Source organism: Streptomyces sp. XM4193, from assembly GCF_023072595.1.
Classification (GTDB): domain Bacteria; phylum Actinomycetota; class Actinomycetes; order Streptomycetales; family Streptomycetaceae; genus Streptomyces.
On record NZ_JALLGK010000002.1, the window covers coordinates 834,412 to 847,533 of the forward strand.

12 protein-coding genes are annotated in these 13,122 nt (G+C 72.2%); 9 read left to right on the forward strand and 3 right to left on the reverse strand.

Annotation, left to right across the window (positions count from 1 at the left end):
- Window positions 1-5: 5 nt before the first annotated feature.
- The 7 genes from sufC to MTQ01_RS10850 all read left to right on the forward strand — a co-directional run bounded on the left by sufC (window position 6) and on the right by MTQ01_RS10850 (window position 5,718).
- Window positions 6-770, forward strand: coding sequence for a Fe-S cluster assembly ATPase SufC (gene sufC / locus MTQ01_RS10820; protein WP_247488986.1), 765 nt, complete (start codon window positions 6-8; stop codon window positions 768-770).
- Window positions 767-2,035: a cysteine desulfurase gene (locus MTQ01_RS10825; RefSeq protein ID WP_247488988.1), complete on the forward strand. Its 1,269-nt coding sequence runs from the start codon at window positions 767-769 to the stop codon at window positions 2,033-2,035. The genes sufC and MTQ01_RS10825 overlap by 4 nt, the downstream gene beginning before the upstream one ends.
- 40 nt (window positions 2,036-2,075) lie before the next feature.
- Complete coding sequence (gene sufU, locus MTQ01_RS10830; protein WP_211038890.1) at window positions 2,076-2,552, forward strand: Fe-S cluster assembly sulfur transfer protein SufU; 477 nt, start codon at window positions 2,076-2,078, stop codon at window positions 2,550-2,552.
- Window positions 2,549-2,896, forward strand: coding sequence for a metal-sulfur cluster assembly factor (locus MTQ01_RS10835; protein ID WP_247488990.1), 348 nt, complete (start codon window positions 2,549-2,551; stop codon window positions 2,894-2,896). Before sufU ends, MTQ01_RS10835 begins: the two co-directional genes overlap by 4 nt.
- A 255-nt stretch (window positions 2,897-3,151) precedes the next feature.
- Window positions 3,152-3,475 carry a multidrug efflux SMR transporter gene (locus MTQ01_RS10840; RefSeq protein ID WP_247488991.1) on the forward strand — a complete coding sequence of 108 codons (324 nt, stop codon included), beginning with the start codon at window positions 3,152-3,154 and terminating at the stop codon, window positions 3,473-3,475.
- Window positions 3,476-3,704: 229 nt separating this feature from the next.
- Window positions 3,705-4,694, forward strand: coding sequence for a 2,3,4,5-tetrahydropyridine-2,6-dicarboxylate N-succinyltransferase (gene dapD, locus MTQ01_RS10845; RefSeq protein WP_247488993.1), 990 nt, complete (start codon window positions 3,705-3,707; stop codon window positions 4,692-4,694).
- Window positions 4,695-4,932: 238 nt separating this feature from the next.
- On the forward strand, window positions 4,933-5,718 hold the full coding sequence (locus tag MTQ01_RS10850; protein WP_247488995.1) for an EI24 domain-containing protein: 786 nt from the start codon (window positions 4,933-4,935) through the stop codon (window positions 5,716-5,718).
- A 152-nt stretch (window positions 5,719-5,870) separates the two neighbouring features.
- On the opposite strand, the gene dapA is transcribed toward MTQ01_RS10850, so the two are convergent.
- Both dapA and MTQ01_RS10860 read right to left on the reverse strand, forming a co-directional pair.
- The gene (dapA, locus tag MTQ01_RS10855) at window positions 5,871-6,758 is read right to left on the reverse strand and encodes a 4-hydroxy-tetrahydrodipicolinate synthase (RefSeq protein ID WP_247488997.1); all 888 of its coding nucleotides are present in this window, start codon (window positions 6,756-6,758) and stop codon (window positions 5,871-5,873) included.
- Window positions 6,759-6,898: 140 nt separating this feature from the next.
- Window positions 6,899-8,734, reverse strand: a complete 1,836-nt coding sequence (locus tag MTQ01_RS10860) for an endonuclease/exonuclease/phosphatase family protein (protein ID WP_247488999.1) — start codon at window positions 8,732-8,734, stop codon at window positions 6,899-6,901.
- Window positions 8,735-9,245: 511 nt separating this feature from the next.
- Between MTQ01_RS10860 and MTQ01_RS10865 the strand changes: the two genes are divergently transcribed.
- Window positions 9,246-10,775, forward strand: coding sequence for a hypothetical protein (locus MTQ01_RS10865; protein ID WP_247489001.1), 1,530 nt, complete (start codon window positions 9,246-9,248; stop codon window positions 10,773-10,775).
- A 313-nt stretch (window positions 10,776-11,088) separates the two neighbouring features.
- On the opposite strand, the gene MTQ01_RS10870 is transcribed toward MTQ01_RS10865, so the two are convergent.
- Entirely contained in the window at window positions 11,089-12,282 is a 1,194-nt protein-coding gene (locus MTQ01_RS10870) for a TerD family protein (protein WP_247489228.1), read from the reverse strand.
- A 155-nt stretch (window positions 12,283-12,437) separates the two neighbouring features.
- On the opposite strand from MTQ01_RS10870, the gene MTQ01_RS10875 reads away from it, so the two are divergent.
- The gene (locus tag MTQ01_RS10875; RefSeq protein ID WP_247489003.1) at window positions 12,438-13,007 is read left to right on the forward strand and encodes a carboxymuconolactone decarboxylase family protein; all 570 of its coding nucleotides are present in this window, start codon (window positions 12,438-12,440) and stop codon (window positions 13,005-13,007) included.
- Window positions 13,008-13,122 lie beyond the last annotated feature (115 nt).

The window sequence follows — 13,122 nt, forward strand, 5'->3', positions numbered from 1 at the left end:
TCCCCATGGCAACCCTTGAGATCCACGACCTGCACGTCTCCGTCAACACCGAGGGCGGTCCCGAGCAGATTCTGCGCGGGGTCGACCTGACCGTGAAGCAGGGCGAGACGCACGCCATCATGGGGCCGAACGGCTCCGGCAAGTCGACGCTCGCCTACTCCCTCGCGGGCCACCCCAAGTACACGATCACCGGCGGCACCGTCTCGCTCGACGGCGAGGACGTCCTGGAGATGTCCGTCGACGAGCGCGCCCGCGCCGGCCTGTTCCTCGCCATGCAGTACCCGGTCGAGGTCCCCGGAGTCTCGGTCTCCAACTTCCTGCGCACCGCCGCCACCGCCACCCGCGGCGAGGCCCCGAAGCTGCGCACCTGGGTCAAGGAGGTCAAGGAGGCCATGGCGCGTCTCCAGATGGACCCCTCCTTCGCCGAGCGCAACGTCAACGAGGGCTTCTCCGGCGGTGAGAAGAAGCGCCACGAGATCCTCCAGCTGGAGCTGCTGCGGCCCAAGATCGCGGTGCTGGACGAGACCGACTCCGGTCTGGACGTCGACGCGCTGCGGGTCGTCTCCGAGGGCGTCAACCGGGTCCGCGAGGGCGGGGACGTCGGCACGCTGCTGATCACCCACTACACCCGCATCCTGCGCTACATCAAGCCGGACCACGTGCACGTCTTCGCCAAGGGACGCATCGCCGAGTCCGGTGGCGCGGAGCTCGCCGACAAGCTCGAGGCCGAGGGCTACGAGCAGTACGTGAAGGGCGGCACCAGCACGTGACTTCCTCCCGCCGTGGACTCCCCGGCCACCTCGACACCGAGGCGATTCGCAAGGACTTCCCCGTCCTGGACCGCGTGCTCCACGACGGGAAGAAGCTCGTCTACCTCGACAGCGCCGCGACCTCGCAGAAGCCCCGCCAGGTGCTCGACGCACTGAGCGACTACTACGAGCAGCACAACGCCAACGTCCATCGCGGCGTGCACGTGCTCGCGGAAGAGGCCACGGCGCTGTACGAGGGCGCGAGGGACAAGGTCGCCGCCTTCATCAACGCGCCGAGCCGCGACGAGGTGATCTTCACCAAGAACGCCTCGGAGTCGCTCAACCTCGTCGCCAACATGCTCGGTTGGGCGGACGAGCCCTACCGGGTGGACAGCGACACCGAGATCGTCATCACGGAGATGGAGCACCACTCCAACATCGTGCCGTGGCAGCTGCTGGCGCAGCGCACCGGCGCGAAGCTGAAGTGGTTCGGGCTGACCGACGACGGCCGGCTCGACCTCTCCCGGATCGACGAGCTCATCACCGAGAAGACCAAGGTCGTCTCGTACACGCTGGCCTCCAACATCCTGGGCACCTTCAACCCGGTCGAGGAGATCGCCCGGCGTGCCCAGGAGGTCGGGGCGCTGGTGGTGGTGGACGCCTCCCAGGCCGTACCGCACACCGCGTTCGACGTGCAGGCCATCCAGGCCGACTTCATCGCCTTCACCGGCCACAAGATGTGCGGCCCGACCGGCATCGGCGTGCTGTGGGGTCGGCAGGAGCTGCTGGAGGACCTGCCGCCGTTCCTCGGCGGCGGCGAGATGATCGAGACCGTCTCGATGCACTCCTCCACCTACGCGCCGGCCCCGCACAAGTTCGAGGCCGGTACGCCCCCGATCGCCCAGGCGGTCGGGCTCGGCGCCGCGGTGGACTACCTGTCCGGCATCGGCATGGACAAGATCGCCGCCCACGAGCACGCGATCGTCGAGTACGCCCTGGAGCGGCTGCTCCAGGTGCCGGACCTGCGGATCATCGGCCCCACCACGGCCGAGGACCGGGGCGCGGCGATCTCCTTCACCCTGGGCGACATCCACCCGCACGACGTCGGCCAGGTGCTGGACGAGCAGGGCATCGCCGTACGGGTCGGCCACCACTGTGCGCGGCCGGTCTGCCTGCGGTACGGAATTCCCGCGACGACGCGAGCGTCGTTCTATCTGTACTCCACGCCGGCCGAGGTGGACGCCCTGGTCGACGGTCTGGAGCACGTGCGGAATTTCTTCGGATGAGAGCCCTGACGGGAAACCGGATGAGAATGGCGTGTCACTCGTGAAGCTCGACTCGATGTACCAGGACGTGATCCTGGACCACTACAAGCACCCGCACGGCCGTGGGCTGCGGGACGGCGATGCCGAGGTGCATCACGTCAACCCCACCTGCGGGGACGAGATCACCCTCCGGGTGCGCTACGACGGCGAGCGGATCGCCGACGTCAGCTACGAGGGCCAGGGCTGCTCCATCAGCCAGGCCAGCGCCTCGGTGCTCAACGAGCTGCTGGTGGGCAAGGAGCTGGAGCAGGCGCGCCGCATCCAGGGCGCCTTTCTGGAACTGATGCAGTCCAGGGGGCAGTTGACCCCGGACGACGCCATGGAGGAGCTGCTGGAGGACGCGGTCGCGTTCGCCGGTGTCTCCAAGTACCCGGCCCGGGTGAAGTGCGCTTTGCTGAGCTGGATGGCATGGAAGGACGCCACCGCCCAGGCACTGGGCGCGGGCGACGAGGACGGCCCGAAGGAGAGGACGGCATGAGCGAGGCTGCTGAAGGCGGTGTGGGCACGACCTCACCGGCGAGCGAGGAAGAGGTCCGCGAGGCGCTGTACGACGTCGTCGACCCCGAGCTCGGCATCGACGTGGTGAACCTCGGTCTGATCTACGGGGTGCACGTCGACGAGGAGAACATCGCGACGCTGGACATGACCCTGACGTCGGCCGCCTGCCCGTTGACCGATGTGATCGAGGACCAGGCGAAGTCGGCGACCGAGGGCCTGGTCAAGGACCTGAAGATCAACTGGGTCTGGATGCCGCCGTGGGGCCCGGACAAGATCACCGAGGAGGGGCGCGAGCAGCTGCGCGCACTCGGCTTCAACGTCTGAGGCGTCACGCTCGGGGCAGGCCCCGAGGCGTCGCGTCCGGGGCTTCGCGTCCGAGGCGTCGCGGGCACTTTGCCCGGCGGCCCCGGGCGTCGGCCGGAACACCGGGAGCGCCGGCGGATCGAATCGGTCCGCCGGCGCTTTTCCGTTCCACGAGGTGCCGCGAGGTTCCACGACGTTCCACGACGTTCCACGACGTGCCGCGAGGTGCCGAGCGAGGTGCCCGGAGGCACACAAGTGGTGGGTACAGTCGTCCGGATGACATACGCGACGCTGGCCGCCGCCATCCTCGCCGAGGTGCTGGCCACCACCTCGATGAAGTACAGCGACGGTTTCACCCGGCTGTGGCCCTCGCTCGGCACGGCGGTCGGCTATCTGATCGCCTTCTACCTGCTCTCGCTCACCCTGCGGGAGATGTCGGTGGGCACCGCGTACGCGATCTGGGCCGGTGCCGGTACGGCCGCGGTGGCGTTGATCGGAATGGTCTTCATCGGGGAGTCGGTGTCGGCGGCGAAGGTGGCCGGGGTGCTGCTGGTCATCGCCGGTGTCGTGGTGCTCAACCTCGGCGGTGCCGCCCACTGACGGGCCCGGCCGGTTCGTCGCCACCGCCCGCCCGGCGCGGTACGGCCGGCGAGCCGCCCCGCTCCCGGGGACCGCCGCAACTCCCGTACGGTGCGCGGGGCTTGGGGCGCACGGCCGCGGAGCTGCGGCCCGGGGCGCCGATGGGGCCGGTCGCGGCTCCGCGCCCGGGGTGCGGCCGCCCGGTGAGACCGGTTCGCCTCGGCGGCGCGGCAGCGGTTAGGTTCTCGGCATGACCGATGCAGCCACGCACACGCACACCGGCGCAGTCGCCGCCGGGCTCGCCACCGTCACCACCGACGGCACCGTCCTCGACACCTGGTACCCCGCGCCCGAGTTGAGCACCGACGCGGGCGCCTCCGGCACCGAGCGACTGGACGCCGACCGCGCCGCCGAACTGCTCGGCCAGGACGCCCCGAAGGCGCTCGGCGCCACCGCGCTGCCGGGCGTGGAGGTCGTCGCGGTGCGGACGGTCATCGCCTCCCTCCAGGACAAGCCGCTGGACGCGCACGACGCCTATCTGCGACTCCACCTGCTCAGCCACCGACTGGTGAAGCCGCACGGACAGAACCTCGACGGAGTCTTCGGCCTGCTCACCAACGTCGCCTGGACGCACCTCGGTCCGGTCCCGGTGGACCGGGTGGAGGAGGCCAGGCTGGTCGCCCGCGCCCGCGGGGAGCGGCTCACCGTGACCAGCGTCGACAAGTTCCCGCGGATGACCGACTACGTCGTCCCGGCGGGCGTGCGCATCGGCGACGCCGACCGGGTCCGCCTCGGCGCGTACCTCTCGGCCGGCACCACCGTCATGCACGAGGGCTTTGTGAACTTCAACGCCGGCACGCTCGGCACCTCCATGGTCGAGGGCCGGATCACTGCCGGCGTGGTGGTCGGTGACGGCTCCGACATCGGCGGCGGCGCCTCGATCATGGGCACCCTCTCCGGCGGGGGCAAGCAGGTCGTCTCGCTCGGCGAGCGCTGCCTGCTCGGCGCCGAGGCGGGTATCGGCATCGCGCTCGGCGACGACTGCATCGTGGAGGCCGGCCTCTACGTGACGGCCGGCACCCGGGTCACGCTGCCGGACGGCAAGGTGGTCAAGGCGCTGGAGCTGTCCGGCAGCGACAACCTGCTCTTCCGCCGCAACTCCACCACCGGTGTCGTCGAGGTACTGCCCCGCACCGGCTCCTGGGGCGGCCTCAACGAGGTGCTGCACAGCCACAACTGACGACCGTCGGCCTCCCGCCCGTGCGGGAGGCGGCCGGGGACGCGCACGGGGCCCGTGCCCGTCGGGTACGGACTCCGTGCCCGACGCGGTACGGGCCCCGCGTTCCTCGCACACGCCCCTGTCGATTGCGTCTCCGGGCCGTGCGCGTCGCGTGCGTCCCTGTCGCGTGCGGCCGGTGTTCCCCGATGGGGACCGGCCCGCGTCGTGGGTGCCGCGGTGCCTGGATAGGCTGGCGCCCATGAGGGAACTAGCCACCGGTGCCAGGTATTTGATGCAGGGTCAGCGCTGGGTCGCGCAGCACGGCCGCCTGTACGCGTTCTGTCTGCTGCCCGCTCTGATCGCCCTGGTCCTGTACGTGGTCCTGCTGGTGCTGCTCGCCTTCCAGGCCGGTGATCTGGCGGTGTGGGCCACGCCGTTCGCCGACGACTGGTCGGGTTTGCCGCGCAATCTGCTGCGGCTGGGCTTCGTGGTGCTGCTGCTGGCCGTCGGCCTCATGGTGGCGATCCTGACCTTCACCGCGGTGACGCTGCTGATCGGTGACCCGTTCTACGAATCGCTCTCGGAGAAGGTCGAGGAGAGCGAGGGCGGACTGCCCGACGGGCCGGACCTGCCATGGTGGCGCGAGCTGTGGACCTCGCTGACCGACAGCCTCTACGTGCTGATGAGGGCGCTGGCCCTCGCGCTACCGCTCTTCCTGCTCGGCTTCGTCCCGCTGATCGGCCAGACGATCGTGCCCGCGCTCGGCTTCGCCGTGTCCGGCTTCTTCCTGACCCTGGAGCTCACCTCGGTCGCGATGCAGCGGCGCGGCATCGACGTGCGCACCCGGCTGCGGATGCTGCGGACCCGCAAGAGCCTTGCGCTCGGCTTCGGCGTGCCGCTCGCCGCGACGTTCCTGGTGCCGGTGGTGGCGGTGTTCCTGATGCCCGGAGCGGTGGCCGGCGCGACACTGCTGGTGCGCGATCTGACCGGCGAGGCGCGGAGCGGCGACCGTCCGGAACAGGGCGAGACCGCCGCCGGTTTCTGAGCCGGCCGCGCGCGGTCTGCGCCTTCCCGAGCTCACCGCCGGTGCCTCGGCCGGGCTCCTCGCGTACCGGGGCGAGGCGACCGGGGCGGGGCACCGGGGCGGTACGGAAGGGGCGGCAGCGCGGCGCGGGCCGCCGAACTCCCGTACCCGCCTCAGGCGTTGGCCTGCCGGAAGGCAGCGACCAACTCGGCGGTGAGCGTCTCGTCGGCGGCCAGCAGCGGACCTCGCACCGGGCCGCCGGGGAGCCCGGCAGCCCGGTGGATCGCCTTCAGCGTGACCGTGCCGGGTGCCGACTGCAACGCCCGTACGAGCGGCGCCAGAGCGTGGTGGCGCTTGCGGGCACCGTCGAGGTCGCCGGCGTCGAAGGCGTCGAGCATCTCCCGCACGAGGCCGCCCGCGACGCCCGCGACCGTGCTGACGCAGCCCGCGGCACCGATCGCGCGCAGCGGGAGGATCTCCTCGTCGCAGCCGGCGTAGTAGGCGAGCCCGGTGTCGGCGAGCACCGATCCGGTCTTCAGGAGGTCGTGGGCGCAGTCCTTGACGCCTGCGACGCGCGGATGCTCCGCGAGCGTGCGCAGGGTGTCGGCGCTGAGCGCGGTGCCCTCTCCGGTGCGGGAGGGGATGTCGTACAGCAGCACCGGCAGCGGGGTGGCGTCGGCGACCGTGGCGAGATGGTGTGCGACGGCTTCCCGGCCGGGGCGGGAGTAGTACGGCGTGACGACCAGCAGGCCGTCGGCGCCCGCCTGTTCGCACGCCCGCGCGAGTGCGACCGTGTGGGCGGTGCTCGCCGATCCGACTCCGGCGGTGATCGTGGCGCGGTCGCCGACGGCTCGGACCACCGCGCGCAGCAGGCTCAGCTTCTCCTCGTCGGTGGTGGTGGGCGACTCGCCGGTGGTGCCGTTGACCACCAGCGCGTCGCAACCGCCGCGGTCGACGAGGTGGGTGGCGAGCCTGGCCGCCCCCGCCTCGTCGAGCGCACCGCTGTCGGTGAACGGTGTGATCATCGCGGCGGCCACCCGGCCGAAGGGTCCCTGGTTCATGGGCCGATTCTGGGACCGGGCCGGCCACGACGTCCACTCGAATCCGCAGGGCCGCGAGCAGGACCGTACGGAGACCGGGTGCGGTGTGCGGCAGATCCGGAGCGGCCCCGCACCGGATCTGCCGCGCGCCGCGCCGCCGGTCAGGGGCGGAAGCGCAGCACCTGCGGGTCGTGGTCGCTGATCTGGTCCGCGAACTCGGCGTTGGTGTGGACGATGTCGTAGTCGTAGCGGCGGATGGCCGGTGAGACGAGGGTCTGGTCGAGGATCTGGGAGTTGCCCTGGAAGACGTAGGTGTAGCGCTCGTCGCGGGGCAGGGAGTACGCCGTGCTTCGGAGTGCGCCGCCGGCGGTCAGGGCTTTGGTGGTGTCGGAGAACTCGAAGTCGTTGATGTCGCCGAGGACCACGATCTGCGCCTTGCGGTCGACCTTCAGGGCGTCCCTGACAAAGGAGTTGACCGATTCGGCCTGCGCCAGCCGCTGGGTCTCCGAGACGCGGTTCGGCGGCTGGAAGCGCCCGTGCAGCGGCTCGTCGCCGCCCTTGGAGCCGAAGTGGTTGGCGACCACGATGACCGGCTCGCCGCGGAAGGCGAACTGTGCGGCGAGCGGCTTGCGGCTGTCCTCCCACGCCTCGTCGGCGGGGTCGACACGGCCGGGGGAGAGGGTGAGGGAGGCCCTGCCGTCCCGGCGTTCGACCGCGGTCGCCGTGGTCGCGTCGCCGCCGGGGCGGTCCTCGGCGGTGACCCTCTCGGGGTTGAAGAGGAAGGCGGTGCGGATGTTGCCGCCCGGCTCGCCGCCGTCGGCCTTGTCCTCGGGGTCGATGCTCCGCCACTCGTAGCGGGGGCCGCCGGCGTCGACGATCGCCTCGATCAGTGTTTCGAGCGTACGGTCGGCGGCGGTTTCGCCGTCGTCCTCGGGGCCGTTGTTGTCCTGGATCTCCTCCAGGGCCACGATGTCCGGGGCGGCGAGATCGCGCGCGATGCCCTGCGCGAGCCGCTCGAACTTCTCCGCGTCGTTGCCCGGGTGGAGGTTCTCCACGTTGTACGTGGCGACGGCGAGCTCGCCCCTGCGCTGCGGACGGGTGCGCTCGCGCTCCAGATCGCGCCGCTCCACCTCGCCGAGCTCGGCCGCCGCCAGGGTGTAGCCGCCGAACTCGTCGTAGTCGAGCGGGCCCTGGGTGCGGCCGGTGAGACGGTCGCCGGTGTCGGCCTCGGGGAAGGGATGCTCGTCCGGGTCGGCGAGGCTCTTGATCTTCAGTCGGCCGGCGTTCTGGTCCCGGTAGGAGCCGTAGACGGTGCCGCCGCGGGCCGAGGGGTTCTCGCGCGGGCTGACGGTGACCCAGAGCTCGCCGTAGGAGGTGCTGGGGCCGACGACGCGGCTGTCGCGGACCTCGACGTTCATCCCTTCCAGTGATTCCCAGAGGTCCAACGCGAAGGCGCGCGGACGCAGTTCGCGGTCCTCGATGCCGCTCTCCCCGCCGCCCTTCGGCGCGTAGGCCCGGGGGATCCCGCGCGCGTCCAGACGCACCGGATCGGGCAGTTCGTTGCCGCTGGAGTCGACGGTCACCTCGGGAGCGGTTATCTGCGTCAGCGTCTGGTTCCCGGAGTCCTCGCCGCCCGGGCGGTACTCGGCGACGGTGCCGCTCACCCGCACCCGGTCGCCGACGAGGACCGCGGGGGCCTCCTTGCCCGTGTACACGAACACGCCCTCGCTGGTGGCCGGATCGTCGTCCGGCTCCTCGTCCTGGATCCAGAAGCCGCGAGAGCCCTCGCCGCGCACACCGGTCACGATCCCGGCCACCTCGCGCACCTCCTCGCCCGCGAGCGGCGAGATCCGGGTACTGCCCTGGATGTCGTGGATGCGGACCTCACCGGCTGCCGGCTCGTTGGAGGCCGCGCCGGCAGAGGTGATCAGCAGCGTGGAGGTGAGGGCGGCGGCGGTCAGTGCGCACAGGGCGGCCGCGGTCTGGCGAGTGGTCAAGGTTCGCTCCGAAGAGGGGTGTTGCTGCGGGTGTGGGGGCGGCCGGCCTGCGGGTGTGCGCCCGGTGGTGCTGCCCGCGGGCGCCGGAGGTCGGCTGTCGGTACGCGCCCGACGTTGCTCTACGCGCGTAAAACTTCCGGAGCCGGGTCCCCTTGTCAAGGCATCCGGGACGTACGGAAGGAGGCGGCCGGATGAACGCCGGTGCCTCCACCCGTCCTTGCCGGTGCGTTCACCCCGCCGTCGGCTGTCGCCCGCCCTTCCCGGAGCCTTTCCGGAGGCGCAGGCCCCCGCGCCCGTCCGCGCCTCCCACCGGCCGTTCCGCGCCGCCCATCCGAGTCCCGCGTTTCCCTCCGCGTCTCCCGCCCGCCGTACTCCCGGCCGGTTCGCCGGTGCGTACCCCGGGTCGCAAAAGCCCCGCGACCGGCCCGCGCGACTGGGGCAAACGGTGTCGGAACAGGCCGTAGGCTGGGTGATTGCCCAACGACGTGCCAAGGCGAGGAGCCAGACGCCGATGAACGGTGACGACCAGCCCACCCTGCCGCCGCTGCGGCTGCCCCCGGAGGCCGAGCTCGCCCGTGCGGCGCTCGCCTCCCCGCTGCTGGTGCGCGCGGTGGCGCTGGCCAGGTGGGCCAAGGGCGGCATCCGGGTCGGAGCCGGAGGTGAACTCCTCGGCGACCAACTGCTCTCCGCCGCCGAGCACCTGGGTCTGGAGGGGGAGGACGCCCGTGCGCTCGCCGCCGAGGCGTGGAACATCGCCGTCGACATCGACCTCGTCGAGGTTGTGGAGGACGAGACGGCCGACGACGAGGGCCCGATGCCGGACGCCGACGAGGCGGTGGCGCTGGCCACCCCCGGCGAGGAGCTGGAGGCGTTCGACACCAGCGGCCCGAGCGATGTGCTCGCGGTGTGGGAGGGCGTCTTCGGGGTCATGGTGGGCGACGCCGCGATGCCCAACATGGAGGACCTGCTGGAGGAACTGACCGGCGGCGAGGGCGGGTTCGACCCCCAGAACCCGGACGGCGCGGAGCTGGACTGGGACCCGCAGGCCGAGGCCGATCTGCTGGACAGCGCGCTCGCCAACCTCTACGTCCTCACCGCCTCGGAGAACCTGACGGGCGAGGACCCGGCGCCGCCGATCCCGCTCCCGGTCCTGGCATCCTCGCTCGCCGTCCCGGAGGACGTCGAGGAGCCGACCGAGGAGATGCTCGCCGAGGTCTCCGCCGTGATGATGCGGCTGGACGACCAGTTCCGCATCCTGGAGCCCACCGGAGCCGTCGAGTACCGGCCCATCGACGAGGAGTTGCTGGTCGAGGCCGGTGAGGAGGACTGGGCCGAGAGCGCGGACCCCGACGGCCCGGACGGCGAGGAGGACGTGTCCCGCTACGGCGTGGTCCGGCTGACGCCGCTCGGGCAGTACGGCGTGCGGCAGCTCATGGAGGACGAGGGCGTCCACGCCCCGCTGGTCGGCGAGCTGACCGAGCTGGAGGCGCCGGAGCTGTTCGCCGAGATCGCCGGCCACTACCCGGAGTCGGCCGCGCTGGCGGAACTGAACGAGTGGATCGCGGTGCGCGAACCGCTCGCGGCGGTGCGCGAGTTGCTGGCCGCCGCTCGCGGCGAGGACGGTCTGGCGCCCTGGCGCAGGCTGCTGTGCCAGCAGATCCTTGCCGCGGCCGGGCAGGAGGTCGAGCCGGCGCTCCGCGAGGTGCTGGAGGACGGGCAACTGGGCGGGCTCGCCCGGGTGTGGCTGGCCGAGCACGGCGCGGACGACGTCCCGCCGCCCAGCGAGGACATGGTCTTCTGGCTCACGGTGGACACCTTCGCGGCCCAGCTCGTCGGCGAGTTGACCGAGGAGCAGTCGCAGGAGGTGCAGGAGCTGATGCGCGGTCTGGTCGACCAGCACAGCGGCTTCTTCGAGCGGGTCTGGCGGGTGTCGCACCCGGCGACCGCCGAGGTGCTGGAGGCGATGGGCCGGCTGCACCCGGACCGGCAGGCGGCCAAGGAGGCACGCAAGGCCGCCCACCGGGCACGCTCGCTCGGCTGAACCACCGGACGGGCCCGGGGCGCCGCGACCGCGCTCCGGGCCCGTCCGGCTGCGCCGAGGGGCGCGGGCCACGGCGCAGAGGCCACGTGGCAGAGCCCCCGGGCCCACGGCGCCGCAACTGCGCCCGGGGCCAGGGAAACCGCACCCGGGGAGCCGTGCCCGGGCCCGCGTCGGTGAGCGACCGCGCCCCGGTCGCGAGCCGCCCGGGCCCGCGGCGCGCCGTCGGCGACGCGGGGCCGGAAGTCTCGGCGGCCCCCGGCACAGAGCCCCGGTTGCACAGCTCCGAGTGCGGGGCCGCGGGCACCGGCCCCGGCTACAGGGCCGCGGCGCCGGGCTTGACCAGCCCGCGCACGGTCCGCGCGTCGTGGTAGTCGCCCAGCGCGGTCATGTCCCACTCGCCGGTGAACTGCCGTACGAACTTGGCCATCAGCACCGCCGTGCGCGGCTCGGCGTCGGTGAGGTCGAAGCGTACGAGCTCCTCGCCCCGGCTGCCGAGCAGGCGGCAGTACGCCTTGGCCACCTCGTTGAACTTCTGCCCGGTGTAGGAGTTGACCGTGAAGACGAGCCCCGTCACCTCCGCCGGCAGACTGCCCAGGTCGACGGTGATGGTCTCGTCGTCCCCCGCGCCGTCGCCCGTGAGGTTGTCGCCGGAGTGCTGGACCGCGCCGCCGAGGATCTTGAGCTTGCCGAAGTAGCAGGTGGCGAGCTTCTTGCGGTGGGCGTCGTAGGCGATGACCGAGGCGTCCAGGTCGATGCTCTTGCCGCGGAAGGCCGGCTCCCAGCCCAGCCCCATGGTGACCCTGGACGTCAGCGGCTGGTTGTTCTTCACCAGGGACACGCTCTGGTGCTTCTGCAGGTTGACCGTGCCCTTGTCCAGATTGATCTTTCCGGCTCCCGGCGCGGGTGCCGCCGGCGCAGCGGCGGGCGCCGCTGCCGGAGCGGGAGGTGCTGCCGCGGGTACGGTGGGTGCTGCCGCGGGTACGGCGGGTGCTGCCGCGGGCGCGGCTGCGGGCGCCGGGGCGGGCTCCTCGACCGCGACGCCGAAGTCGGTGGCGATGCCCGCCAGGCCGTTCGCATACCCCTGCCCCACGGCGCGCACCTTCCAAGCCCCGCCCCGCCGGTAGACCTCGATCAGCACCAGCGCCGTCTCCGCGCCGAGCGAGGTGGGGGTGAAGGTGGCGATCACCGCACCGCTCGTCTCGTCGCGCACCGTGCCGGTGGGCTCGACGCCGCTGAACGTCGCACCGGCAGCGTCCAGGCTCGCGGTGACCACGATCTTTTCGACGTCCGCGGGCACCGAGGCGGTGTCCACCGAGATGGTGTCCGTACCGCCGCCGCTGTGGCGCACGCCGGGGGCGGCGGGCTGGTTGTAGAAGACGAAGTCGGCGTCCGAGCGCACCTTGCCGTCGGGCCCCAGCAGCAGCCCCGAGACGTCGAGGCGCGCGGGAGCGGTGACGTCCACCGCGATCCGGGCGGTGGCCAGCGGCAGGTTGGAACCAGGTGTCATAGCGGTCATGCCCGGCCAACGACTCGACGCACCCCCGGGTTCCTCCGCCCCCGCCGCCCCGAGCGGCTGCCGGTGCGGCGATGTCACACCGCGGCGCCCCGGCACGTCTCCTCGGCAAAGGCACTGTTGTCGTCGATGCCGAGGAGAGATCACCCATGGCGCGCATTTCCCTGCAACCGCGACGCACCCCGCTGGTGCGCATCGGCGAGTGGTACGCCCGCCGTCGCTACGGCAAGGTGCTCGACCCGCTGAAGGCGGCCGGCCACCACCGCGGCGTCCTGCTGGCCACCGGCGCGCTCGAAGCGGGCGTCGCCCACTGGAAGACGCTCGATCCCGGGCTCCAGCAGCTCGCGGTGATGGCGTCGGCGGTGCGCATCGGCTGCTCCTGGTGCGTGGACTTCGGCTACTGGGAGGGGACCCGGCACGGCGCCGGAGCGCAGCAGCTGCGGCATGTCCCGGTGTGGCGCGAGCACCGGCAGCTGTACACCGCTCTGGAGATCGAGGTGATGGAGTACGCCGAGGCGATGACGGAGACCGAGCCCGCGGTCACCGACGCGATGGCGCAGAGCCTGGTGGCGCAGCTGGGGGAGCGGGCGTTCGTGGAACTGACCGCGCTGGTCGCGGTGGAGAACATGCGCTCGCGCACCAACGCCGCGCTCGGACTGGTCGGACAGGGCTTCTCCGACCGCTGCGAGATCCCGCCGCTTCCCCGCCCCACCGCCTGAGCCGGACTGCCCCGCGCCTGAGCCGGACTGCCCCACTGCCTGAGCCGGACTGCCCCGCGCCGCCCGATCGGCGCGCCGCGCAGGGGTGCGGGCGGTGCGCCGGCCGGACGTGCCG